Consider the following 23,679-nt stretch of genomic DNA (forward strand, 5'->3'; position numbering starts at 1 on the left):
AAGGCGTGCTTGCCATGGCCGGCTTAGAAGTAGAAGTTGGCCGACAGCTCGGCCGCGCGCGGCCGGCCCAGCAGCCACTGGTTGCCGCTGTTGCCGGAGGACTCGGCATAGTCGCGGTTGAACAGGTTGTAGACGCGCAGCGTCAGCGCCGTCTTGCGCGATACGCGCCATGGCAGCGAGGCATCCACCACCGTGTACGACGGCATGGTCGTGGTATTGGCATTGTTGGTGTAGCGCTTGCCCACGTAGCGCAGGCCACTGCCCAACTGCCACTGCGGCGCGAAGGCCCACGTCAGCCACAGGTTGGCCGCCTGCTGCGGCACGCTGGTGGGTACATTGCCGTTGCGCGAGACCAGCGCGCCGTTCGTGCTTTCCGCGAAGTCGTCGTAGCGGGCGCGCAGCACGGCTGCGTTGGCGTCCACCCGCAGTCCGCGCATCAGTTCCACGCTGACCGAGCCTTCGAGCCCGCGCGAGGATTGCTCGCCCACCTGCACCGACAGCGCGGGGTTGTTGGCGTCGCGGGTGAGCAGGTTCTTCTTGGCGATCTGGTAGGCGGCAAAGGTCCATTCGCCGCGCTGGTTCCAGAACGATTGCTTGACGCCGGCTTCGATCTGCCTGCCGGTAGCCAGCTTGAAATCCTTCTGCGCGTCCGAGGTGGAGATCAACGCGCCGAGCGGATCGGTGGCGGTGGCGTACTGCGCGTACACCGACAGCGCGGGCGTGAATTCGTAGACCGTGCCCGCGCGCCACGTGACATTGTTGAAGCTGCGCGTCCAGTCGTCGCCCGTGACCAGGTTGCCGCGTTCCAGCTGGGCATGGTCCAGCCGCACGCCGCCGATCACCGACCATTGCCGGGTCAGCTTGAGGCGGTCCTCGCCAAACAGCGCGGCTTGCGTGGTGTGGGTGCGAAAGCGCGGCGACGTGACGATGCCCGGCGGGCTGAAGAACTGGCCCGGGTCGAACTGGTAGGCATTGACGGTGGACGCGCCGCCATAGGGCGAGTTGCTGCTGTTGGTGTAGTGGATGCGGTTGACGTCAAAGCCCACCATGGCCGTATTGGCCATGCCGAACAGCTGGCCATCGAGCTTCAGGTCGGCGCGGTCGCCCACCTGTTCCTGGTCATGCAGGATCTCCAGGTAGTCGGTGCGGCGCACCTGGCCGGTCGCGGGCAGGAAGGTATAGGACTCGGCGTCGCGCCAGTGGCGCTGGCTGGTGAGGTAATAGAACTGGTTCCGCACCGTGACGCGCTCGTTGGGTTGCCACTGCGCCGCGAGCCGGGTCCAGCGGTCGCGGTAGGTAATCTCGGCATCGCCCACGTTGTAGTTCTTCTTGCGCAGGGCGGGGTCCAGGCTGCCGTTGACCAGCGGCGTGCCCAGGTATTGCATCGGGTGCTGGTCGGCGTCGTCATAGGACAGCGTCAGGCTGAACTCGGGCGATACGTCCAGCCGCACCGCGGCCGACACCGCCAGGCTGCGGGAGTCTCCCCGGTCCACCCAGCCGCCGGAGCGGCCGTAGTTGGCGTTGAAGCGGTAGGAGAGGTTTTCGTTGACCGCGCCGCCGCTGTCGAAGGCGGCGCGCGCCGTTTTCTGGGTGCCGCCGGTGAGCTGCAGCTCGTTGGCGATCGGTGCGCGCATTGGCTTCTTTGGGATGACGTTGACCACGCCGCCAATCGCGCCCTCGCCAACTATCACCGAGGCCGCGCCGCGCAGCACTTCGATGCGGTCCACCGACCAGGTATCGAAGGGGAAGGTGACGGTGCCGGAGGCCACGTAGAGCCGCGTGCCGTCGTACAGCTGCATCACCGAGCCTTGTCCTGCGAAGCCCCGTGCCGCGAGCGCCGTCCCGCCATTGCCGGGCGCGCCATTGGAGGTGATGCCGGTGGCGCGCGTAACGGCCTCGCGCACTGACAAATCGCCGCGTTCGCGGATGGTATCGCGGGACAGGACTTCCACGCTGGCCGGTGTTTCCAGTGGGGTCAGGCCAAGGCGGCTGCCGGTGCTGGCGGGCTCCGACAGCGCCAGCCCCGATGGCTGCGAGGCGCTGCTGACTACCACCGGCGGCAGCACGGTGCCGTCCGCGCGGGAAGGCTGCGATCGTGCTCGCTCGGACGGTTGCACATCGTCCGCTGCCCAGGCGACATCCGCGCCTAAGCCGGCAAAGGCACCCAGCGACAGCGCGAGCGCGCAATGGTGCGCGAGCTTGCGCGGCTTGGGGGCGCGACGATGCTTGAGTGGCTTGAGGGCCGCGACCGAGGCGGGGCGGGCAAGGCGAGGACGCGCGGACATGGACTTTCCATCGTTGGCCGTGGGCGACCCCGCCCGGCGGCAATAAACGAACAAGCCACGGACGATCGCGCAGTGACGGCCGGGCGCGTGGCTGGCCGTCTCACGCCTGGCCGCCCGTCCGCAGCCCCGGTGATTGGTCGAAGGCCGGTATCCGGGCTCGCAGGGGGACGCCTGCCGCTGGGGCGCGTCCGGGGTGCCGCCTTCCCACGCGTTGATGCGCAGTGGCTGCCGCGGCCTGTTGGCGCGGCGTGACACCTTTTTACCTGCTGACCGTTGCGGGGGCAGCACAGGATTAGCCGCGGCATGGCCGGCGGCGCACCTGTTTCCCGTTTAACCCCCGCCGCGCGCTGCGAGCCGGGGGCACCTTCGAACCCTTGGCAGTCCAATTGCAAGTCAATTGCAATTACGAGTGGAATGCGAGGCGCATGGTAGCCGTTTTTCAGCGGCTTTCGGCGCCTGATGGCAGATGTATTTTTGCACCGTGCGGGTGCGCGAGCGTTCCGGTCCGGCGCAGCCTGTCGCCATCTTGGTGCTTTGTGCGGCATTTTTCGCGCTTCTTGGCTTTTTCGTGCCGTCCTGCCGCAGCTGTCCCTAAAGAAGACGAATCAGGCTCCGATATCCGGAGATGCCGCATGCCTCCCGCATGACCGGCCATTGCCCCGAAGAGCGAATGCCATGAATCGTCTGACCCTGCGAAAGAAGCTGTGGATCCCCCTTGTGCTGGCCTGGCGCGGCTTGCTGTTGCTGACCGTGATGCACGCCTTTCAGACCCGCCAGCTGCAAATGGCCGATCGCCGCGGCGAACTGGCGAACATCGTCGACATGTCGCTCTCCCTGGTGAGCGACTACGCCGAGCAGGCGCGCCAGGGCAAGATGTCCGAGGCCGATGCCAAGGCCCAGGCCACCGCCCGCGTTGCCGCGCAGCGTTATGGCAAGGATGGCTACATCACCATCGTTGGTGCGGATTCCGTGCTGTTGATGCATCCCATCAACGCCAAGCTCAATGGCAAGAACATGCGCGACTTCAAGGATGCCAAGGGCAACGCCTTGTACGTCGATATCGCGGCCCGCGGCGCGTCGGCCGAAGGCGCCGGCCACCTGGACTACTGGTGGCCCAAGCCGGGCAGCGACCAGCCGAGCCCCAAGATCGGCTACGTGGCGCGCTTCAAGCCGTGGGGCTGGGACCTGGTCGCAGGCACGTACATGGATGACGTGGAGGCACAGTTCCGCTCCTCGCTGTATCAATCGCTCGGCCTGCTGGTGCTGCTGGGCATCGTGATCTCCGCGGTGGCCACGCTGCTGATCCGCAGCATCCAGAGCTCGGTGGGCGGCGAACCCGCTACCGCTGCGGCGCTTGCCCTGCGCATGGCCGGCGGTGACCTCACCGCGTGCGTTGAAACCCACCCGGATGACCGCTCCAGCCTGATGTACGCCATCGGCCATATGCGCGACCAGCTCGCCGGCACGGTGGCGGGCATCCAGCAGTCGGCCGATTCCATCACCTCGGCGGCGCAGGAGATTGCCTCGGGCAATACCGACCTGTCGAGCCGCACCGAGCAGCAGGCGGCCTCGCTGCAGCAGACCGCCGCCAGCATGGAGCAGATCACCGCGACCGTGCGCCAGAACGCCGACAACGCCAAGGAGGCCAGCCAATACGTGGCCGACGCCTCGCAGATCGCGCAGCAGGGCGGCAGCGTGGTCAGCCAGGTGGTGGACAAGATGCGCGGCATCACCGCCAGCTCGCGCAAGATCAACGACATCATCGGCGTGATCGACGGCATCGCCTTCCAGACCAATATCCTGGCGCTGAACGCGGCGGTGGAAGCCGCGCGCGCCGGCGAGCAAGGACGCGGGTTTGCGGTGGTGGCGGGTGAGGTGCGCAACCTGGCGCAGCGCAGCGCGGGCGCGGCCAAGGAAATCAAGACGCTGATCGTGGAGTCGGTGGGCCAGGTCGACAGTGGCTCGGCGCTGGTGGAGCAGGCCGGGCAGACCATGGCCGAGATCGTCAATGCGGTCAGCCGCGTGACGTCGATCATGGATGGCATCGCCTCGGCCACCGCCGAGCAGCGCACCGGCATCGAGGAGGTCAATCGCGCGGTCGCGCAGATGGACCAGATGACACAGCAGAACGCTGCGCTGGTGGAGCAGGCGAGCGCGGCCGCCGCGTCACTGGAAGACCAGGCCGGCGCGCTGCACCATGCCGTGTCGGCCTTCCGCCTGTCGCCCGCCTGAGCACTAACCAAGCGCTAACCAAGTGCTAACCAAGCGCTAACCAGGCATCAAGCGCGCTTTGTCCTACAGCAGCGATTTGCCCTGCGCGAGGATCTTGTCGCAGACCTGCTTGGTGACCTGGTCCTTGAGGCCGCCGCCGCTCAGGTCGAACTGCTTGCCATCGCTGCTGCTCAGGATGCCCTTGGCGCCGCTGGTGTAGCCGGCATCCGACGTGGGCGAGCCGCCGCCGACCTTGCCCAGCAGTTTGTCCTTTACCGAGGCGGCGCCGCTGGCCCCGCCAAGGTAGTTGTTCTTCACGCAGTACTCCAGGATCCCGGCGACATTGCCGGTACTGCCCGAGCTCAGCGATTGCAGCGAGGGCATTCCACCCATCCCGCCCAAGCTGCTGCCCAGGCCGCTCAGGCCACCGGACGAACTCTCCGTGCCGCCCTGCGTGGCGCCTTTGAGCAGGTCGCCGATCTGCGCATGTGCGGTTGCCACCGGTAGCAGCGCGGCGATCAGGATCTTCACGGCGGTGGTGCGATAGAGGCTGGCGTTCATGCGGCGTCCTTCTGGCTGGGTGGGGACAGTCTTCACTATAGTGCTTGCCGCGACGGCCATGGTCCATCGCTGCTGTGGCTTTCCCTTCTCGCGGCACTACCCGATTTGCATGACGCACGCATTAAGCGAGGCGTCGCGCATGCCATCTAACGACCTGTGGGTTCTATTCGAACCCCGTGTTCGTGACTGTCGCTTCCGGCACCTGAGGCAAGGCGCATACCCGCTGGCAGGGCAACGCGCTCCGATCTGAAAGTTCTCGTGCGCTGTATTCAGACCTTTGCACGTGTCGCAGCCACGCGGCACCGCGTCTTGACGATCCAGGTGAAACGGTTTCCACTAGCAGTTCGGCCGGGCGCGCGGCGCGCGCCCGGGGAACTCACCTGGAGAGAAGGAAACGGATCGCCATGGCCATTACCACCAGCGTCAGAAAAAAGAAGAAGTACCGCAAGGCAGTGCTGAACCTGCGCGCCGCCATCAAGCGCGGCAACGAGGAAGCCATCAGGCTCCGCCGCGAGCAGTTGAAGGCGCTGCCGGTGCCGCGCCAGCGCTACGCGCGTGCGGCCACTACCTGAGCGCCGCGCCGCTTTTTACGCAGAACCTGCCTAGAACGAGCCGAAGGCGCTGCCGAGCGCGATGACCGCCGCCAGCGCCGCGACCGGGCCCACGATGCCGACCACCACGATATCGCGATAGCTTTCGCGATGCGTGGTGCCGCAAACCGCCAGCAGCGTCACCACCGCGCCGTTGTGCGGCAGGCTGTCCAGCGTGCCAGCACCGATCACGGCAACCCTGTGCATCAGCGCCGGGTCGATGCCCGTCACCTCCGATAGCTGCAGGTAAGTGCCGCCTAGCGCCTGCAGGGCGATGGTCAGCCCGCCCGAGGCCGAGCCGGTCAGGGCGGCGAGCACATTGGTGGCCACCGCCAGCGATACCAGCGGCCCGCCCTCGATCGACAACACCCACTCGCGCACCAGCGCAAAGGCGGGCAGGGCAGCCACCACCGAGCCAAAGCCCACCAGGCTAGCCACGCTGATAGCCGGCAGCACGGCGGCATTGGCGCCCGCGTCCATGCTCTCGCGCAGCTTGTGCAGGCGTTTGCGGTGCAAGACCAACAGGCAGAGGATGGCCGCTGCCAGCGCCACCAGCACTGACCACACGCCCCCCAGCGCCGCCAGGCTGGTCCCGCCCCAGCGCTCATCCGCCAGGTAGCTCGCGTCCCAGCGGGGCAGCACCAGCAAGCTCATCGCCAGGTTCACGGCCACTACCATCACCAAGGGCAGGAACGCGCGCCACATCGCCGGCAATTCGGCGCTGCGCGCGCCGTGGTGCGCTTCGGCGGGGTCGAACGCGCTGGCCACCGTGGCGCGCTCGCGCACCAGTTCATCGTCGGCGGCGCGGTCGGCGGATTCCAGCGCGTGGTCGCCAAAGCCCTCGCCCGCACGCCGCGCGGCCCGCTCCATGCGCGCGAGCCACCACAGCCCGAAGGCCAGCATGACGGCGGACGCCAGCACCCCCAGGCCCGGCGCGGCAAACGGCGTGGTGCCGAAAAACGGCATCGGGATCGCGTTCTGGATGGCCGGCGTGCCGGGCAGGGCGGACATGGTGAAGGTGGAGGTGCCTAGCGCAATCGCCGCCGGCATCAGCCGGCGCGGGATCTGCGCGGCGGCGAACAGCGCCTGCGCCATCGGCGCCAGCACGAAGAAGGCCACGAACAGGCTGACGCCGCCGTAGGTGACCAAAGCACCGGCCAGCACCACCGCCAGGATGGCGCGCTGGGGCCCGAGCTTGAACGTCATCCACGCGGCGATGGCGTTGACGCAGCCGCTGTCGTCCATCAGTTTGCCGAACAGCGCGCCAAGCAGGAACAAGGGGAAGAACTGGGCGAGAAAGCCCGCGGCGCTGCCCATGAAGGTCTGGGTCCAGTGCGCCAGCAGGGGCTCGCCGGCCGTGGCCGCGGCCAGCAGCGCCGCCGCCGGGGCCAGCAGCAGGATGCTCCAGCCCCGGTAGGCCAGCCAGATCAACAGGCCAAGGGCCAGCAGGATGCCTAGAAGGCCCATGGTGTCAGTGCTCCCGCAGCAGTTCGTCGAGATGGTAGGAGGCGTGCTTGCCCGGCGCATCGCGTCCAAGCCTATACAGCATAGGTGACGCGCAGGTGGCATGCCGTGGCTTGGCGGCGACGGGCACCGCCAATCCGCCAAGCCACCAAGCCACGGCATTGCGCAAGGCGCAGCGCCGGGCCGGCGGGCGTTACTGCGCTTGCCGCTCCAGCACCTCCCACAACTCCAGCAGGGTAGGGTTGCCGGCATGGGCCGCGCGATACGCGCAGATATCGAATGCCGAGCACCACGCGCCGTCGCCGGCCGGCACCAGCGTGCCCGCGGCAAGTGCTTCTGCCGCGGTGGTGCGCGGCAGCCAGGCCACGCCGTGGCCTTCGCTGGCCATCTTCATCAGCAGGATCGCCATATCGGCCTCATAGCAACGCTCCAGCGCACGGCGTGGCGGCGCGTCTTCGAGGATCACCTCGACGATGCGGCCCAGCGTGGTGCTGGCCGTGTAGGCCAGGTAGGGAATCGGTTTGGCGCCACTGCTGCTCAGCGAGAACAGCGGGGCGCCGCGTGCATTGGGCGCGCACAGCGGCATCAGCACGTCGTGCCCAACCGTGAGGCTGCGGAACTTGTCCGGATCCAGCGACACCGGCACGCGCGCATGGTTGTAGCCCAGCATCAGGTCGCAATTGCCTTCCGACAGCGCCACCACGGCTTCGAGCACGTTGGCGGCCACGACCCGGGCATTGAACTGGCCGTAGCGCTTCTGGCACGCCTTGAGCCAGCCCGGCAGGAAGGTCAGCGACAAGGTATGCCCGGCGGCAATCTGGATGGCCTTGCCCGGCATGCGGCTTTCCTGGCGCAGCGTGGCGCGCGCCTCCATCAGCAGCGTGAGTGCCTCGCGCCCGCTGGTGCAGAAGGTCTTGCCGGCCGGGGTCAGGTCCATGGGGAAGGTGTTGCGGTCGACCAGCACCGCGCCAGCCCAGTCCTCCAGCGAACGGATGCGCCGCGACAGCGCCGACTGCGTGATGTGGCGCAGTTCGGCGGCGCGCGAGAAGCTGCGCGTCTTCTCCAGGACCAGCAGGTCGTCGATCCATTTCAGCTGCATGGGGTGTGCCTTCGGAAGCGTCAAAACGGTGAGGGAAACTCTGCGGCCGGGGTGGCCCGGCAAGGGCGCAAGGGTGTGGCCGCAATGGGTATTCCATTTTCGCATAGCTCTATGGCCGATCCGCATTCCGGTGGGCGCCGGGCGAGCCTAAAATCTGCGCTTCCCGTCAGTCAATATCGCCTCAAGGCAAAGCCAGATCCAGCATGACAGGGGCGCGCAAACAAGCCGGCAGCCAAAGCGGTTGCGCCCCGGAACGTTCCGACTCTACCTCGGCAGTTAACGTCTTCGACGCTATCCGGAGCTACCCTGATCATGTTTATCCAGTCGCTTTACCGTACCCGCACGTCGCTTCGGTCCTCCCGTATTTTCCGTGGGGGCAAGCGGGCACAAGCTGGCCTGCTACTGGCCCTGGCCGCTGGCGCCGCTGCCACCGCCGCCGCGCCGGCCGCCGCCGCGGACTACCCGGACCACGCGGTCCAACTGGTGCTGTCCTTCCCGCCGTCCGGCGCCACCGATGTGCTGGCGCGCGCGGTGGGCCAGCGCCTGTCCACCGTGCTCAAGCAGCCGGTGGTGGTGGACAACCGCCCCGGCGCCGGTGGCGCCATCGGCATGAGCTTCGCGGCCAAGGCCGCGCCCGATGGCTATACGCTTTATCTCGCCGCAGTGAGCAATGCCGCCATTGCGGCAGCGACGTATAACAACCAGCCCGCCAGCCTGAGCCGCGATTTCGTGCCCATTGCCGGCATCGGCACCGTGCCGCATATCCTGGTGGTGCCGGCCTCGTTGCCGGTGCATTCGGTGCCGGAGCTGGTCAGCCTGCTCAAGGCGTCTCCCGGCAAGTACAACTTCGCCTCGCAGGGCTCCGGCACGCTGTCGCACCTGGAGTCGGAGCTGTTCAAGCTGCGTACCGGCGTCGACGTGGTGCACGTGCCCTACAAGGGCAGCTCGTTCGCGCTGCCGGACCTGATGGCTGGCCGGGCGAGCATGATGTTCGACAGCATTCCCTCGGCCCTGCCGCACGTGAAATCCGGCAAGCTGCGGCTGCTGGCGGTGGCGTCCGATCAGCGTCTGAGCTCCTTGCCCGATGCCCAGACGGTGAGCGAGGCCGGCATCCGCGATTTCCGCGCGGACAACCTGTTTGGCCTGGTCGCGCCCAAGGGCACGCCGCCCCAGGTGATCAAGCAACTCTCCTCCGCGATGAAGGAAGTGCTGGCCTCGCCGGAGCTGGGCGCGGCCATGGAAGCACAGGGCGTGCAGATCAGGTACACCGCGCCCGAGCCGTTCGGCCGCATGATCGGCGACGAGATGCGCGCGTGGGAGAAGGTGGCGCGCGCGGCTAACGTCAAGATCGAGTAGGAAGCCGCGCAAGCGGTGCAGTGCATGATTTAAGTTGCATCGAAGAACGCATCCGGCCGGGCTTTGCCGCGCAAGCCGCAGGCCGGATTTCCCAAACCACTAGCCACTAGCGCCAAGCCGATTTGCCATGACCAATTTCTGGAATTTCCCCTATCCCTCACAACGCGTGCCCGTGCTGGCCGACAACGTGGTGGCCACTTCGCAGCCGCTGGCGGCCGCCGCAGGACTGCGCATGCTGGCCCGTGGCGGCAATGCCGTGGACGCGGCGCTGGCTACGGCGATCGCGCTGACCGTGGTCGAGCCGTGCATGAACGGGATCGGCGGCGATGCTTTTGCACTGATCTGGGACGGCAAGGAACTGCACGGCCTGAACGCAAGCGGCCGGGCGCCGGCGGCGTGGACGCCGGAGTATTTCTCGCGCTACGACAGCATGCCGGTCAACGGCTGGGACACCGTGACCGTGCCTGGCGCCGTTTCCGGCTGGCGCGCCACGTGGGAGAAATTCGGCAGCCTGCCGTTCGCCGATTTGTTCGAGCCGGCGCTCGAATACGCGCGCAACGGCTACCTGGTCTCGCACACCGTGCACCGCCAATGGCAGGCACAGGTGCCGGTGCTGATCGACAAGCCGGGCTTTGCCGACGCCTTCGCGCCGAACGGGCGCGCGCCGCTGCCGGGCGAGCGCTTCATCTGCCCGGGCCAGGCGCAGACGCTGGCCCGCATCGCCGAGACCAAGGGCGACGACTTCTATCGCGGTGAGCTGGCTGGCCGCATTGCCGCGCATGCGCGCGCCACCGGCGGCCTGATCACCGAGGCCGACCTGGCCGCGCACCGCGCGGACTGGGTCGAGCCGATCAGCATGTCCTATCGCGACCTGGAGTTGTTCGAGATCGGCCCGAACGGGCAGGGCATTGGCGCGTTGATGGCGCTGGGCATGCTGGAGCATTTCGACGTGGCGGCCATGGGCGTGGACTCCGCCGCCGCCATCCACGTGCAGGTGGAAGCCATGAAACTGGCGTTTGCCGATCTGCACGAGTACGTGGGCGACCACACGGCCATGACCGAGGTGCGAGCCGCCCACCTGCTCGATCGCGGCTACCTGGCCAGCCGCGCCAAGGCCATCGACCCGGAGCGCGCGGCGGCAGCCGGCCCGGGCAAGCCCCACAGCGGCGGCACCGTGTACCTGACCACGGCGGACAAGAGCGGCATGATGGTGTCGTACATCCAGTCCAACTTCAAAGGCTTTGGCTCCGGCGTGGTCGTGCCCGGTACCGGCATTGCGCTGCATAACCGCGGCTGGGGCTTCAACCTCAAGCCGGGGCACCCCAACCAGGTGAGCCCGGGCAAGCGGCCGTTCCACACCATCATCCCGGGTTTCCTGATGCGCAAAGGCGCGCCGCTGGCGAGCTTCGGCGTGATGGGCGGCTCGATGCAGGCGCAGGGCCACCTGCAGATGGCCAGCCGGCTGGCGGATTTTGGCCAGAACCCGCAGGCCGCGTGCGATGCGCCGCGCTGGCGCGTGCTGGACGACAACGCCACCATCGCGGTGGAATGGAATTGCCCGGCCGCCACCGTGGAAGGCTTGCGCGCGCGCGGCCACAGGGTGGACGTGGCGCCGCAGGGCAACCTGGAGTTCGGCGGCGCGCAAATCGCCATGCGCCTGGAGGACGGCTATGCGGCGGCGTCGGACCACCGCAAGGACGGCTATCCGCTGGGGTTCTGAGGAGACTGGCTGCTTCGTCCGCCGCACCGGAGTGCTGGCGCGCCAGCGATGGCGCGTAAAAAAAACATGCCGGTGCGTGGTCCAGGGCACATTAAACGGCCACACCGCGGGCCTACACTGGCGCCATCCCTGCGAGGAAGGCCGCCATGAACAAGCTAAGGTCCAGCCGTCTGCTCGATCGCATCTCGCCGCCCGTGCTGGCCGACCTGCGCCGCATGCGAGCCGCCGCCGAGGCCGAGCGAGTCCTGGCCGCGCAGGCTGCGGCAGCTGGCGCGGGTGCCGGTGAATGCGCTAACAATCCGCTAAACGACGCCAACTACATCGAAATAGCGCGCTACGATCCAAGACGCGGCAGATTCGTGATGGAGCGCCGCCTCGCCAGCCAGCGCATCAAATAGGCGCTCGCCTGCCAATTATTTGAACGCGGCGCCGCGCGCTACAGGCCAGCGCAAGGCCCGGCGGCGCTGGCGGTGGCCTCTCACGGCACACCCCCCTCCAACCCCCTCCTTCGGCTGGCGGCCGCGCCCATGGCCGGAGTTGGTATAATCGCCCACTACCCCAAACATGCCGCCTGGTGCTGCGTGCCGGGCCGTGGCGACAAGCCAGGCCGAGGCAGCAAAGCAGCATGGCGGTCCAACGCGTGACGAGGAGTTACGTGGCCGGAACAGAAATCGCAGTGCAAACCGTCCCGCAAGCGGGCCATGCCGTATCGTCCGGCAGCTCGTTCCATACCGCCCTCAAGATCCTGCCCGCTGCGCAACGCGAGGCGATGTTCGAGATCTATGGCTTTTGCCGTGCGGTGGACGATATTGCCGATGGCGATGGCCCGCGCGCCACGCGCCTTGCCGGGCTCGACGCCTGGCGCGCCGATCTTGCCGCGTGCTATGCCGGCACGCCGCCGGTGGCCTTGCGCGGCCTGACCGCCCAGATACAGCGCTTCGGATTGCTGCAGGAGGATTTCCTCGCCGTCATCGATGGCATGGCCATGGACGTGCATGCCGATATCCGCGCGCCGGACAACGCCACGCTGGATCTTTATTGCGACCGCGTGGCCAGTGCGGTAGGGCGCCTTGCCGTGCGCGTGTTCGGCATGGAGCTTGATGCAGGCGTAGCGCTGGCGCATCACCTCGGCCGCGCGTTGCAACTGACCAATATCCTGCGCGATATCGACGAAGACGCGGATCTGGGCCGTGTGTACCTGCCGGCCGAAGCGCTGCTGGGCGCGGGCGTGCCGATCGGCACGCCGCATGCCATCGTCGGACATCCCGCTGTCGGCCGCGCCTGCCTGGAAGTCGCGCAGCAGGCGCAGGCGTACTATGACCAGGCTTTCGCCATCATGAACGCGGCGCCGCGCCGCACGGTCCGTTCGCCGCGCATCATGGGCGAGGTCTACCACGTGATCCTGCAGGGTTTGCTGGCCCGCGGCTGGACCAATCCGCGGGCGCGGGTTCGGGTGCCGCGCGCGCGATTGCTATGGATTTTGCTGCGGCATGGCCTCGTCTGAGGTGATCCCGCCGATTGACTGCCGCATATGGCCACTGACGGCTGCGTGCGGCATTGCCGTAAATGCGTTGTTGAAGAGAGGACGTCGAGACCGATGAGCCAAGTTGCACTATCCCCCAATTCGGTTGAGCCAGCGCCTGGCGCGCCGGCGCAGAACGAGCTGGAAGGCACGCTCGACCGCGCGCTAGACGCCTTGCTGGCGGCCCAGCGGCCGGACGGCCACTGGGTGTTCGAGCTCGAGGCCGACGCCACGATCCCGTCGGAATATGTACTGCTGGTGCACTATCTGGGCGAGACCCCGGATACCGTGCTGGAAGCGCGTATCGCGCGCTATCTGCGCCGCATCCAGAATGCCGATGGCGGCTGGCCGCTGTTCCACCAGGGCCGCTCGGACATCAGCGCCAGCGTGAAGGCGTATTTCGCGCTCAAGATGATTGGCGACGACACCGAGTCGGAGCCAATGCGCCGCGCCCGCGCCGCCATCCATGCGATGGGTGGCGCCGAGGCCAGCAATGTCTTTACCCGCACGCTGCTCGCGCTGTACGGCGTGATGCCGTGGCAGGCGGTGCCGATGATGCCGGTCGAGATCATGCTGCTGCCGCTGTGGTTCCCGTTCCACCTGTCCAAGGTCGCGTACTGGGCCCGCACGGTGATCGTGCCGCTGCTGGTGCTCAACAGCCTGCGTCCCCAGGCCAGGAACCCGCGTGGCGTGGGCATCGACGAACTGTTCATCCGTCCTTGCCAGGCGGCCCGGCTGGCCCCGCGCGCGCCGCATCAGAAGCGCGTGTGGTTCAGCTTGTTCCGTGCGCTGGACGCCGGCTTGCGCGTGGCGGAGCCGTTGTTCCCCCGCAGCCTGCGCGCGCGCGCCATCGCCCGCGCCGAGAAGTTCGTGCGCGAACGCCTGAACGGCGAGGATGGCCTGGGTGCGATCTTCCCGGCCATGGCGAATGCCGTGATGATGTTCGACGTGCTCGGCGTGCCGCGCACCGATCCCGATGTCGTGGTGGCCCGTGCCTCCATCGAGAAGCTGCTGGTGGTGCATGGCGACGAAGCCTATTGCCAGCCGTGCCTGTCGCCGGTATGGGACACCTCGCTGGCCAGCCACGCCTTGCTGGAAGTGGGCGGCCCGCGCGCCGAGGCGGCCGTCGAGCGCGGCTTGCAATGGCTGCGCCCGCTGCAGGTGCTGGACGTGCGCGGCGACTGGATCGTGCGGCGCCCCGACGTGCGTCCCGGCGGCTGGGCTTTCCAGTACGCCAACCCGCATTATCCGGACGTGGACGACACCGCCGTGGTGGCGATGGCCATGGACCGCGCGGCGCGCGCCGGCGCAGCCGCGCCGGCCGTTGCCCCGGCCAGCCATCGTTCTCGCTACGACGAGGCCGTCAGCCGTGCCCGCGAGTGGGTGGCGGGCATGCAGAGCGGCAACGGCGGCTGGGGCGCCTTCGAGCCCGAGAACACGCATGAATACCTGAACAATATCCCGTTCGCGGACCACGGCGCCTTGCTTGATCCGCCCACCGCCGACGTCTCGGCGCGCTGCCTGTCGATGCTGGCGCAACTGGGCGAGACCGCTGCCAGCAGCGAAGCCTTCCGGCGCGCCCAGCGCTACCTGCTCGACGAGCAGATGGCCGACGGCAGCTGGTATGGCCGCTGGGGCACGAACTATGTCTACGGCACGTGGAGTGCGCTGTGCGCGCTGAACGCCGCCGGCATGGCGCCCGAAGCGCCGGAAATGCGCCGCGCCGCCGACTGGCTGATCTCGATCCAGAACGCCGACGGCGGCTGGGGCGAGGACGGCAGCAGCTACCGCCTCGACTACCAGGGCTACGAGATCGCGCCGAGCGTGCCGTCGCAGACCGCCTGGGCGGTGCTGGGCCTGATGGCCGCGGGCCAGGTCGATCATCCGGCCGTGGCGCGTGGGGTCGACTACCTGATGCGCATGCAGCAGGCCGACGGCCTGTGGAGCGAGGCGCGCTTCACCGCGGTGGGCTTCCCCCGCGTGTTCTACCTGCGCTACCACGGTTACGCGCGTTTCTTCCCGCTGTGGGCGCTGGCGCGCTACCGCAACCTGCGCCGCGACGGCACGCGGGCCGTCGCGTGGGGGATGTGACCGCGCCAGGCTTGTGGGCGCCGCAGCCAACCTTGCCGCAACGCCGTGCCGGTCCCACGCTCGTGGTCACCGGCATGCGCTTCGAGGCCGGCATCGCGGCCGGGCCCGGTGTGGAAACCCTGCACGGCCTGCGCGCCGAAGCCTTGGCGCAAGGCCTGCGGCAACGCCTGGCGCATCCCTGCGCCGGCGTGATCAGCTTTGGCGTGGCCGGCGGGCTGGATCCGGCGCTGTTGCCCGGCCGGGTGATCGTCGCCTCTGCAATCCATGATGGGAATCTATTGCGGCCCGTTGACGCAAGCTGGTCGCGCTTGCTTTCACTTGCCTTGCCCGAGGCTATCTCCGGTGCGCTTGCCGGCGCTGACGAGGCCGTGACCTCGGTGGCGGCCAAGACGGCATTGCACGCGGCCACCGGTGCGCTGGCGGTCGACATGGAGTCGCATATCGCGGCGCGTGTCGCTCAGGAATTCGGGTTGCCGTTTGCCGCCTGCCGGGTGGTGATCGATCCCGCGCAGCGGGACGTGCCGCCCGCGGCGGTGGCCGGGATGGGTCCCGATGGCAGCACCGATATCCGGGCGTTGCTCAAGGCGCTGCTGGCGGGGCCGGGACAGGTGCCGGACCTGATCCGCCTGGGCAGGGATGCGAGGCTGGCCAAGCTTGCGCTGCAGGCCGCCCGGAGCAGGGTCGGGATGGGGTTTGGCTTAGGCTAATTAACCTAAAGGCCCGGCCGGCCTGAAGCCTGTCTGGTGCTGCATCCGCAAGCATCCGGCTTGCAGCACAGCACCAGGGTGAAGCCAGGCTCAGGGCTTCTTCGCTTCGCCTTCCGGCTTCTTGTCTTGCGCGCCAGCTGGCGCGGGGGTGGCCGCAGGCGCTCCGGGCGCTCCGGGCGCCCCAGGCGCAGGCGCAGGCGCCGCGCCTTGCGCAGGCGCATCGCTATCCTCATAATCCGGCAGCTTCCCTCCGCCACCCTGGATCAGGTACTGCCTGCGCTGGCGGTACGCATCCCGCACAAAGCTGTACTTATCCAGCGCCGCCAGCGACAGCAGGTCGGTCGCGCCAAGCGCGTTGGTCCGCGCGTCCAGGAAGCCCAGGCCCCACAGGCCCCACTTCACGCCTTCATCGTTGACCCACGTGGTCGGCGAGAGCTGGAAATTCACATACAGCCCAACCCCGTCACGGACCGAGCTGGGGCCGAACAGCGGCAGGACCAGGTACGGGCCGGCCGGCACGCCCCACACGCCGAGCGTCAGCCCGAAGTCCTGGGAGTGCTTGCCGATGCCGGCGGGCGTGGCGATATCGATCAGGCCGCCGATGCCCAGCACGGAGTTGACCGCCACCCGCATGAAGCTTTCAGCCGCATCCACGCCCTTGCCTTGCAGCAGGTTGTTGACCGTATTGCCGACGTCGGCGAGGTTCGAATAGAAATTGGTGACCGCGGTGCGCACCGGTTGCGGCGTGACGGCGCGGTAGCCCTTGGCCAGCGGCGTCGCCACGTACTCGTCAGCCTTGTCGTTGACCTTGAAGACGACGCGGTTGAGGGGCTCCAGGGGGTCGTCCGGGCTGGCTTGCGGGCCACTGGCGCAGGCTGTGACCAACAGCGAGAACGAGAGCGCCGGCAGGAGGCGGGAGAGGCGAGAGTCGGGGCGAGTCATTGTTTTATGGAGGCGAGAGATCTATGGAGGCGAGAGATCAATGGGCCGGACCGGTGGCGGGGGCCGACCGCTCGCGCGGCCGCCCCATCAGGATCGGCTGAAAGAATACGGCACCGACCAGCGTGCATGCTAGCGCGAGTGCCAGCAACTTGCCCATGCTGGCGGTGCCCGGATGCTGGGACAGCCACAGGCTGCCGAAGGCGGTGGCGGTGGTGGCGGCGCTGAACAGCACGGCGTGCGTCAGCGGGGATTGCAGCAGCTGGGTCTTGCCCTCGCGCCACGCAATCACATAGTAGATCTTGAAGGCCACTCCGATGCCAAACAGCAGCGGCAGCGCGATCACGTTGGCGAAATTGAGCGGAATGCCGAACACCACGCACAGCTCCAGCGTCACCAGCGCGGACACCAGCAGCGGCACCAGCGTGCGCAGCACATCGCCCACGCGGCGCAGCGTGATCCACAGCAGCAGCGTGATCGACAGCACGGCCCATGCGCCGGCCTGGGCAAAGGCCGTCAAGATGGTGTCGGCGGAGCCGCGGATCGAGATCGGGCCGCCCACCGCGCTGGGCTCGACGCGCTGCACGGCGTCGATAAAGCGCGTGAGCGCGGCGTCGCGCGCATCGCTGTCGCTGGTGCTGGCGGCGTCTCCCGGCTTGGCCGCGGCGGGAAGCTTGGGGCTCACGCTGACGAGAGCCTGGCCATCCGGGGCGACCCAGTCGCGCACCAGTGCCGGCGGCAGGGTCTCGCGGGTGATCGGCTGCGGCGACAGCGCGCGCTGCAGGCGCGCCAGCGCCAGGCGCAGCGGCTGGGCGATGGCTTGCTCGGCGCGCTCGCGGGTGGCCGCATCCGCTGCGGCAAGCTTGCGCAGCGAGGCCGCCAAGCGGGCCGCTTCGGCTGCGCCCGGGCCAGGGTGCTCGTCCGCGGCCAGCGCGAGCTGGCGTGCCGTGTTCTTGAGCGAATTGACGAGCCTGGCGTCGTTGGCAGGCGTGGCCGTTGCCTGCGTCAGCACCGGCATCAGGCTGGCCGAGGCGGCCGCGATCAAGGCGAGCCGCGCCGGCTGGTCGTCGGGGATGAAGGTCTGCAGCGTGACGGCGCGCGAGACTTCCGGCAATGCTGCCAGGCGGGCGGCGGCGGCCTGCGCGGCCGCCAGCGAGGGCGCCAGCACGCTGACGTTGTCGGTGCCGGCCTGGGGCGCGTCCTTGAGCGAGAGCAGGGTGGCCATCGACTCGGAATGCGGATCCTTGAGGTGCAGCGGATCGAAGTCGAAGCGCATGTGCATCAGCAGCGGCGACCCCGCCAGGATCAGGGCGCCGGTTGCCAGCAGCACGGCCTTGCGTTTGCGCTCGAAGAACTCGTCGGCGGGCGCCAGCCATTTGAAGCCAGGCACTTCGACCCGTCCCGCTTCATCCTTCGGGCGGAACACGGTGATCAGCGCCGGCAACAGCGTGATGGTGGTGAGGAAGGCCACCAGCATGCCCACGCCGGCGATCTTGCCCAGCTCGGCCACGCCGCGATAGTTGGTGGGCAGGAAGCAGAAGAAGGCCGCCGCGGTGGCGGCCGCGGCCAGCGCCAGTGGCACGCCCACCGCCCGCGCCGTGCTGGCCAGCGCGTCCGGGATTTCGGTGTGCACATGGCGCTCGGCGCGGTAGCGCACGCCAAACTGGATGCCGAAATCCACGCCCAGGCCGACAAACAGCACGGCAAAGGCCACGGAGATCATGTTGAGCGCGCCCACCATGGCCAGCCCGAGGGCGGCGGTGATGGCCAGGCCGACGGCCAGGCTCGCCAGCACGGCCAGGATCAGGCGCTTGGAGCGCAACGCCAGCCACAGGATCAGGATCACCACCAGCACGGTCAGCGCGCCATTGAAGGCGGCGCCTTCCTTGACCGAGGCGAACTCGTCGTCGGCCAGCGCCTGCGAGCCGGTCAGGCGTACCTGGGCGCCGTAGCGCTGTGCCAGGCCCAGCTTGGTGGCCGTGGCGCGGATGGCATCGGCGGCATCCGCGCCGGCCTGCAAGCCGGCGTAGTCCAGCACGGGGCTGAGCGCGACGAACGCCGTGGCGGGGCGGCCCGGGGCCGGTTCCAGGCTGGAATCGACCAGCCCGGTCCAGGACAGGGCGCCCGGCTTGCCAGCCAGCACCTGGTCGACCGTATCCGCGCTCTTGCCGAGCAGCTTGGCCATGTCACCCAGCTTGACCTGCCCCAGTTGCAGCGGCAGCGACAGCGTGGTCGACAACGTGTCGGCCAGGCCGCGCAGGGTCGGGTCGTGCGCCAGCGCGTTGAGCAGAGGCCGCGCCTGCGTCAGCTGCGACGTAACGTCGCGCAGCTTGGGCGTATCGACGAAGAGCAGGCCGTTGCGTTCGAAGAACTCGCCGCCGCCGGGCTGGCTGACGGCGCGAAAGCGCTCGCCTTGCTTGGCGAGCGCGTCGGCCAGCGCATTGGCGGCGGCGTCCGCCAGCTCGGGCGCCGGCGCCTGCACCACCGCCAGGATCATCTGGTCGCGCTGGGGGAACGCGGCGCTCACGGCGGCATCGCGGCGCGCCCAGGGCTGGTCCGACTCGAGCAGGCGGCTGATATCGGTATTGATGGCGAAATGACCGGCCACATAGATGCCGCTGACGATGGTCAGCAGCAGCGCCAGCGCGATCACGGGCCACGCGCGGCGGGTGGAAAACTGGACAATGCGGATGACCAACGACGTCAACATGGGCGATATAGGAAGCAGTAACGGTGTGGTGCGCAACAACGCGCGTAGTCAAAGGCGCAAAGCAGGACGCAAAGTGGCAGCCGCGAGTATAACGGGCCGGCGCGGGTGGGGCTCGCCCGGAGTGAGCGCGCCGGTACGCTATACTGCCCCGGCACGTGCGCGCGGGCCGGGCTGCAGCCTTGCAGCAACGCGGCGCGGCGCGTTTCCTGTTTGATTTTCTTGGCAAGTCTGCCGGGCGTTTCCGGCGGCGAACCGACTGGCATTCTCAGGTCCAAATTCGCATGAAGAAACACGGTATTGCTTTGCAGGTCCTCGTTCCCCTTGTTCCGTTCGCCGCAGTGGCCGTGGTTTGCCCCGCGCAAGCCCAGACGGTCGACAGGTCCTCGCCGGACCGCATGGTACGTGCGGCGGTCGAGGGTGTGATTGGCACCATCAAGTCCAGCCCCGACACCCGCAACGGCGATCTCGCCAAGATTACCGCGGTCGTGCAGCACCAGTTCCTGCCGTACGCCGATTTTGAGCGCACCACCCGGCTGGCCGTCGGCAGCGCCTGGCGCAATGCCACGCCCGAGCAGCAAAAGCAGCTCTACGAGCAGTTCCAGACCTTGCTGGTGCGCAGCTACGCGGTGTCGCTGTCGCAACTGCGCGAGCAGAACGTGAAATTCAGCTACAAGCCCACGCTGGCCGCCAGCGGCGCCACGGATGTCGTGGTGGAGACGCGCGTGCTGAACAACGGCGACGAAATGCAGATCGATTATCGCCTGCAGCGCAGCGGCAACGGCTGGAAGATCTACGACATCAACATGATGGGCGCTTGGCTGATCGAGGTGTACCGCCGCCAGTTCGCCGATATCGTCGCGCGCAACGGCATCGACGGCCTGCTCAAGTACCTGGCCAACCATAACGCACGCCAGACCGCCGACGCCTGAGCCTGCGCGCCTGGCCTGGGCCAGCGCCAGCGACGGCATAAGACACAAAAGGCTCGCTCCCGGGTACGCGTGGTACCCGGGAGCGAGCCTTTATGCATCCCGCCGTGCTTTCTTGCTTAGTGCGCGGCGGCGGCTTTGCGTGCCGCGGCGTCGTTGGCTGCCTTGGAAGGCTTCGAGCGGCCAATCTCTTCGAGCTTGATCTCGACGTGCTTCGAGAACACGTACTCGGCCGGGCGCTGCTTGGTCAGGTCGATGTCCGCTGCCATCGGGCCCGAGGTGCGCACGCCGCGCAGGCTCACACCCAGCGCCTTGAGCGGATGGGCGATGGTGTCGGCTACCGCCGTTGCCTCGAAGCCGCTATGGACCATGCAGTCGGCGCACTTCTCGTAGTTGCCCACGCCGTAGGCGTCCCAGTCGGTGCCTTCCATCAGTTCCTTGAAGGTGTCGACATAGCCTTCGCCGAGCAGGTAGCACGGACGCTGCCAGCCGAACACGGTGCGCGCCGGGTTGCCCCAGGGCGTGCACTTGTAGGTCTGGTTGCCGGCCAGGAAGTCCAGGAACAGCGTGGACTGGCTGAACGCCCAGTTCTTGCCGGCGCGCCCGCGCTCCAGGATGTCGCGGAACAGCTGGCGGGTCTTGCCGCGGTTCAGGAAGTGCTGCTGGTCGGGCGCGCGCTCGTAGGCGTAGCCCGGCGAGACGGTGATGCCGTCCACGCCCATGGCCTTCACGGAGTCGAAGAAGCGGGCCACTTTTTCCGGCTCGGCGTCGTTGAACAGCGTGCAGTTGATGTTGACGCGGAAGCCGCGCTTCTTGGCCGCGGCGATGGCCTCGACGCACCGGTCGTACACGCCTTCCTGGCTCACCGAGCGGTCATGCATCTCGCGGTCGCCGTCCAGGTGCACCGACCAGACGAAGTACGGGCTCGGCTCGTACTGGTCCAGTTTCTTTTCCATCAGCAGAGCATTGGTGCACAGGTACACAAACTTGCGGCGCGCAATGATGCCCTTGACGATGGTGGGCATGTCCTTGTGCAGCAGCGGCTCGCCACCGGCAATGGACACCACCGGCGCGCCGCATTCGTCGACCGCGCCCAGGCACTGCTCGATCGACAGGCGCTGGTTCAGGATGGGGTCCGGATAGTCGATCTTGCCGCAGCCGTTACAGGCCAGGTTGCAGCGGAACAGCGGCTCGAGCATCAGCGCGAGCGGATAGCGCTTGTTGCCCGAGAGATGCTGCTTGACGACATAGGCGCCCACGCGGGCAACCTGCAGAAAGGGAATGGCCAAAATGTACTTCCTTGTTATAGGGGCGGCCGGGCGTTAGCCAGCGGCGGTTTGCGGGTCCGGCTGCGGCGCGGCTTCGGCGGTGGCCGTGCCGGCTGCCTGCTTGCGCGGCGACGGATCGGCCAGCTCGGCTGGCAAACGGAATTCGGCGTGTTCCTCGCGGCCATCCATGACCGACACGTCCACCGGCCCGAGCTGGCGCAACGTGGCGATCACGTCCTTGACCATTTCCTCGGGGGCGGAAGCGCCGGCCGTGATCCCCACGATTTCGACGCCGCGCACCCACTCGGGGTTCAGTTCGCTGCCATCGGCAATCAAATAGCTGGGCACACCGCTCTCCGTGCCGATTTCGCGCAGGCGGTTGGAGTTGGAACTATTGGTGGCGCCGATCACAAGGATCACTTCCACCTGCTTGGAGAGCTCGCGCACGGCGGTTTGGCGGTTTTGCGTGGCGTAGCAGATATCACGCGTATCCGGCCCGACCAAATTGGCGAAACGCCGGCTCAGGGCGGCAATTATATTACGTGTGTCGTCCACGCTGAGCGTGGTCTGGGTCACGTAGGCAACCGGGGTGTCGGTAGGCAGGTCGAGCAGCGCGACTTCCGCTTCGCTCTGCACCAGGATCACCTTGCCCGGGATCTGCCCCATCGTGCCCTCGACCTCCGGATGGCCGGCATGGCCGATCAGGATCACGGTGCGGCCGCTGGCGGCGTACTGGCGGCCCTGGGTGTGGACCTTGATCACCAGCGGGCAGGTCGCGTCGATCGAGTGCAACTGGCGGGTCCTGGCATCATTCTCGACATCCTTGGAGACGCCATGCGCGCTGAAGATGGTGACGGCGCCGGTCGGCACTTCGTCCAGTTCTTCCACAAATTGCGCACCCTTGCGTCTCAACCCTTCGACCACGTGCTTGTTGTGCACGATTTCGTGTCGCACGAACACCGGGGCTCCGTGTTTGACGAGGGCGCGGTCTACAATCTCGATCGCGCGCACGACGCCAGCACAAAAACCACGGGGTTGAGCAAGAATCACCTGCATAAAGATAGGCCCCCCGACCCTGTCAACGGGTTCAGCATGAGTTGATATTCCGGAATCACTTTCCCGTCATACGATGGTTACTATATACCCGTGCCGCAACCTTTGCCTGGCACCTGGCGACAGCCAGCAACACTTTGAGGGTTTTTCCGGTGGGTGATATGAGTTCAGGGGACTACGTCCTGGTTACGGGCGCATCCGGCTTTCTCGGCTCGGCAGTAGCGCGGCAGGCACTGGCGCGCGGTTTTCGGGTGCGGGCGATGGTACGCGCCGGCAGCCCGCTCCGCAACCTGGAGGGGCTGCCCGTGGAGATCAAAGAGGGCGACATGCGCGACGCGCGCGCCATGCAAAGCGCGCTGCAAGGCGTGCGCTATCTCTTCCACGTGGCGGCGGATTACCGGCTGTGGGCGCCGGATCCCGAGGAAATCGTGCGCACCAATGTGGCCGGCACCGAGACGGTGATGGGCGCGGCACTCAGCTGCGGCGTCGAGCGCATCGTCTACACCAGCAGCGTGGCGACCTTGCGCGTGGCGGGCGCCACCGCGCCGGTGACGGAGGAGGCTGCCATGGGCGGCCATGAGGCCATAGGCGCCTACAAGCGCAGCAAGGTGCTGGCCGAGCGCGTGGTGGAGCACATGGTGGCCCGCGACGGGCTTCCGGCCGTGATCGTCAATCCTTCCACGCCGATCGGCCCGCGCGACGTGCGGCCCACGCCCACCGGGCGCATCATCGTCGAGGCCGCCAGCGGCAAGATTCCCGCCTTTGTCGATACCGGCCTCAACCTGGTGCATGTGGACGACGTGGCCGAAGGCCATATGCTGGCGCTCGAGCGCGGCGTGACCGGCGAACGCTACATCCTCGGCGGGCAGGATGTGGGCTTGCAGCAGATGCTGGCCGATATTGCCGCCATGACGGGGCGGCGCGCCCCCACTATCCGCTTGCCGCGCTGGCCGCTTTACCCGCTCGCTTACGCGGCGGAGGCGGTGGCGCGCATGACCGGGAAGGAGCCGTTCCTGACGGCGGATGGCCTGTCGATGTCGAAATACCGGATGTTCTTCAGCTCGGAGAAGGCCCGCCTGGCGCTTGGCTACCAAGCGCGGCCTTACCAGCAAGGGCTGAGCGAGGCACTCGACTGGTTCCGCAGCGCCGGCTACCTGCGCTGAGCGCCGGGCGTTGG

Annotated in this window: 18 protein-coding genes and 1 riboswitch; of the genes, 10 read left to right on the forward strand and 8 right to left on the reverse strand. The window is 67.8% G+C overall.

What is annotated here, in order from left to right:
- Nucleotides 1–23 precede the first annotated feature (23 nt).
- Nucleotides 24–2,285, reverse strand: coding sequence for a TonB-dependent receptor (locus ACGLHR_RS03245; RefSeq protein WP_400091850.1), 2,262 nt, complete (start codon nucleotides 2,283–2,285; stop codon nucleotides 24–26).
- Between the two features lie 124 nt (nucleotides 2,286–2,409).
- A riboswitch (cobalamin riboswitch) is annotated at nucleotides 2,410–2,668 on the reverse strand.
- A gap of 292 nt (nucleotides 2,669–2,960) precedes the next feature.
- Between ACGLHR_RS03245 and ACGLHR_RS03250 the strand changes: the two genes are divergently transcribed.
- The gene (locus tag ACGLHR_RS03250; RefSeq protein WP_400091851.1) at nucleotides 2,961–4,517 is read left to right on the forward strand and encodes a methyl-accepting chemotaxis protein; all 1,557 of its coding nucleotides are present in this window, start codon (nucleotides 2,961–2,963) and stop codon (nucleotides 4,515–4,517) included.
- A 63-nt stretch (nucleotides 4,518–4,580) separates the two neighbouring features.
- Here ACGLHR_RS03250 and ACGLHR_RS03255 read toward each other — a convergent pair whose 3' ends face one another.
- Nucleotides 4,581–5,057 carry a DUF2501 domain-containing protein gene (locus ACGLHR_RS03255; protein WP_400091852.1) on the reverse strand — a complete coding sequence of 159 codons (477 nt, stop codon included), beginning with the start codon at nucleotides 5,055–5,057 and terminating at the stop codon, nucleotides 4,581–4,583.
- Nucleotides 5,058–5,461: 404 nt separating this feature from the next.
- On the opposite strand from ACGLHR_RS03255, the gene ACGLHR_RS03260 reads away from it, so the two are divergent.
- A complete protein-coding gene (locus ACGLHR_RS03260) occupies nucleotides 5,462–5,629 on the forward strand; it encodes a hypothetical protein (protein ID WP_400091853.1) in 168 nt (55 codons plus the stop codon).
- Between the two features lie 30 nt (nucleotides 5,630–5,659).
- Here ACGLHR_RS03260 and ACGLHR_RS03265 read toward each other — a convergent pair whose 3' ends face one another.
- Complete coding sequence (locus tag ACGLHR_RS03265; protein ID WP_400091854.1) at nucleotides 5,660–7,114, reverse strand: GntP family permease; 1,455 nt, start codon at nucleotides 7,112–7,114, stop codon at nucleotides 5,660–5,662.
- Between the two features lie 190 nt (nucleotides 7,115–7,304).
- Nucleotides 7,305–8,210 carry a LysR substrate-binding domain-containing protein gene (locus tag ACGLHR_RS03270; protein ID WP_400091855.1) on the reverse strand — a complete coding sequence of 302 codons (906 nt, stop codon included), beginning with the start codon at nucleotides 8,208–8,210 and terminating at the stop codon, nucleotides 7,305–7,307.
- A gap of 312 nt (nucleotides 8,211–8,522) precedes the next feature.
- Between ACGLHR_RS03270 and ACGLHR_RS03275 the strand changes: the two genes are divergently transcribed.
- From ACGLHR_RS03275 to ACGLHR_RS03300, 6 genes are all read left to right on the forward strand, one after another.
- Nucleotides 8,523–9,566: a Bug family tripartite tricarboxylate transporter substrate binding protein gene (locus ACGLHR_RS03275; RefSeq protein ID WP_400091856.1), complete on the forward strand. Its 1,044-nt coding sequence runs from the start codon at nucleotides 8,523–8,525 to the stop codon at nucleotides 9,564–9,566.
- A gap of 127 nt (nucleotides 9,567–9,693) precedes the next feature.
- Nucleotides 9,694–11,286, forward strand: a complete 1,593-nt coding sequence (locus ACGLHR_RS03280) for a gamma-glutamyltransferase family protein (RefSeq protein WP_400091858.1) — start codon at nucleotides 9,694–9,696, stop codon at nucleotides 11,284–11,286.
- 146 nt (nucleotides 11,287–11,432) lie between these two features.
- Entirely contained in the window at nucleotides 11,433–11,684 is a 252-nt protein-coding gene (locus ACGLHR_RS03285; protein ID WP_400091859.1) for a hypothetical protein, read from the forward strand.
- Between the two features lie 227 nt (nucleotides 11,685–11,911).
- Nucleotides 11,912–12,790, forward strand: coding sequence for a presqualene diphosphate synthase HpnD (hpnD, locus tag ACGLHR_RS03290; protein ID WP_400091861.1), 879 nt, complete (start codon nucleotides 11,912–11,914; stop codon nucleotides 12,788–12,790).
- Nucleotides 12,791–12,883: 93 nt separating this feature from the next.
- Nucleotides 12,884–14,899, forward strand: coding sequence for a squalene--hopene cyclase (shc, locus tag ACGLHR_RS03295; RefSeq protein ID WP_400091862.1), 2,016 nt, complete (start codon nucleotides 12,884–12,886; stop codon nucleotides 14,897–14,899).
- A gap of 32 nt (nucleotides 14,900–14,931) precedes the next feature.
- Nucleotides 14,932–15,606, forward strand: coding sequence for a phosphorylase (locus ACGLHR_RS03300; RefSeq protein ID WP_400091864.1), 675 nt, complete (start codon nucleotides 14,932–14,934; stop codon nucleotides 15,604–15,606).
- Nucleotides 15,607–15,696: 90 nt separating this feature from the next.
- Here ACGLHR_RS03300 and ACGLHR_RS03305 read toward each other — a convergent pair whose 3' ends face one another.
- Together ACGLHR_RS03305 and ACGLHR_RS03310 are read right to left on the reverse strand one after the other, a co-directional pair.
- The gene (locus ACGLHR_RS03305; RefSeq protein ID WP_400091866.1) at nucleotides 15,697–16,548 is read right to left on the reverse strand and encodes a VacJ family lipoprotein; all 852 of its coding nucleotides are present in this window, start codon (nucleotides 16,546–16,548) and stop codon (nucleotides 15,697–15,699) included.
- 37 nt (nucleotides 16,549–16,585) lie between these two features.
- Nucleotides 16,586–19,255 carry an MMPL family transporter gene (locus tag ACGLHR_RS03310; protein ID WP_400091868.1) on the reverse strand — a complete coding sequence of 890 codons (2,670 nt, stop codon included), beginning with the start codon at nucleotides 19,253–19,255 and terminating at the stop codon, nucleotides 16,586–16,588.
- Between the two features lie 281 nt (nucleotides 19,256–19,536).
- On the opposite strand from ACGLHR_RS03310, the gene ACGLHR_RS03315 reads away from it, so the two are divergent.
- Entirely contained in the window at nucleotides 19,537–20,184 is a 648-nt protein-coding gene (locus tag ACGLHR_RS03315; RefSeq protein ID WP_400091871.1) for a phospholipid-binding protein MlaC, read from the forward strand.
- 116 nt (nucleotides 20,185–20,300) lie between these two features.
- On the opposite strand, the gene hpnH is transcribed toward ACGLHR_RS03315, so the two are convergent.
- Together hpnH and ispH are read right to left on the reverse strand one after the other, a co-directional pair.
- Complete coding sequence (gene hpnH, locus ACGLHR_RS03320) at nucleotides 20,301–21,470, reverse strand: adenosyl-hopene transferase HpnH (RefSeq protein ID WP_400091873.1); 1,170 nt, start codon at nucleotides 21,468–21,470, stop codon at nucleotides 20,301–20,303.
- A gap of 33 nt (nucleotides 21,471–21,503) precedes the next feature.
- Nucleotides 21,504–22,505: a 4-hydroxy-3-methylbut-2-enyl diphosphate reductase gene (gene ispH / locus ACGLHR_RS03325; protein ID WP_400091874.1), complete on the reverse strand. Its 1,002-nt coding sequence runs from the start codon at nucleotides 22,503–22,505 to the stop codon at nucleotides 21,504–21,506.
- Nucleotides 22,506–22,663: 158 nt separating this feature from the next.
- Between ispH and hpnA the strand changes: the two genes are divergently transcribed.
- Complete coding sequence (gene hpnA / locus ACGLHR_RS03330; RefSeq protein WP_400091875.1) at nucleotides 22,664–23,665, forward strand: hopanoid-associated sugar epimerase; 1,002 nt, start codon at nucleotides 22,664–22,666, stop codon at nucleotides 23,663–23,665.
- The last annotated feature ends 14 nt before the right edge of the window (nucleotides 23,666–23,679 follow it).

The organism is Cupriavidus sp. CuC1, assembly GCF_044627735.1.
GTDB classification, from domain to species: Bacteria; Pseudomonadota; Gammaproteobacteria; order Burkholderiales; family Burkholderiaceae; genus Cupriavidus; species Cupriavidus ulmosensis.

What these genes read in the sequence shown, in the direction of transcription:
- ACGLHR_RS03245 (WP_400091850.1), bottom strand. Translation starts at nt 2,285, where the DNA reads ATGTCCGCGCGTCCTCGCCTTGCCCGCCCCGCCTCGGTCGCGGCCCTC.
- ACGLHR_RS03250 (WP_400091851.1), top strand. Translation starts at nt 2,961, where the DNA reads ATGAATCGTCTGACCCTGCGAAAGAAGCTGTGGATCCCCCTTGTGCTG.
- ACGLHR_RS03255 (WP_400091852.1), bottom strand. Translation starts at nt 5,057, where the DNA reads ATGAACGCCAGCCTCTATCGCACCACCGCCGTGAAGATCCTGATCGCC.
- ACGLHR_RS03260 (WP_400091853.1), top strand. Translation starts at nt 5,462, where the DNA reads ATGGCCATTACCACCAGCGTCAGAAAAAAGAAGAAGTACCGCAAGGCA.
- ACGLHR_RS03265 (WP_400091854.1), bottom strand. Translation starts at nt 7,114, where the DNA reads ATGGGCCTTCTAGGCATCCTGCTGGCCCTTGGCCTGTTGATCTGGCTG.
- ACGLHR_RS03270 (WP_400091855.1), bottom strand. Translation starts at nt 8,210, where the DNA reads ATGCAGCTGAAATGGATCGACGACCTGCTGGTCCTGGAGAAGACGCGC.
- ACGLHR_RS03275 (WP_400091856.1), top strand. Translation starts at nt 8,523, where the DNA reads ATGTTTATCCAGTCGCTTTACCGTACCCGCACGTCGCTTCGGTCCTCC.
- ACGLHR_RS03280 (WP_400091858.1), top strand. Translation starts at nt 9,694, where the DNA reads ATGACCAATTTCTGGAATTTCCCCTATCCCTCACAACGCGTGCCCGTG.
- ACGLHR_RS03285 (WP_400091859.1), top strand. Translation starts at nt 11,433, where the DNA reads ATGAACAAGCTAAGGTCCAGCCGTCTGCTCGATCGCATCTCGCCGCCC.
- hpnD (WP_400091861.1), top strand. Translation starts at nt 11,912, where the DNA reads ATGGCGGTCCAACGCGTGACGAGGAGTTACGTGGCCGGAACAGAAATC.
- shc (WP_400091862.1), top strand. Translation starts at nt 12,884, where the DNA reads ATGAGCCAAGTTGCACTATCCCCCAATTCGGTTGAGCCAGCGCCTGGC.
- ACGLHR_RS03305 (WP_400091866.1), bottom strand. Translation starts at nt 16,548, where the DNA reads ATGACTCGCCCCGACTCTCGCCTCTCCCGCCTCCTGCCGGCGCTCTCG.
- ACGLHR_RS03310 (WP_400091868.1), bottom strand. Translation starts at nt 19,255, where the DNA reads ATGTTGACGTCGTTGGTCATCCGCATTGTCCAGTTTTCCACCCGCCGC.
- ACGLHR_RS03315 (WP_400091871.1), top strand. Translation starts at nt 19,537, where the DNA reads ATGAAGAAACACGGTATTGCTTTGCAGGTCCTCGTTCCCCTTGTTCCG.
- ispH (WP_400091874.1), bottom strand. Translation starts at nt 22,505, where the DNA reads ATGCAGGTGATTCTTGCTCAACCCCGTGGTTTTTGTGCTGGCGTCGTG.
- hpnA (WP_400091875.1), top strand. Translation starts at nt 22,664, where the DNA reads ATGAGTTCAGGGGACTACGTCCTGGTTACGGGCGCATCCGGCTTTCTC.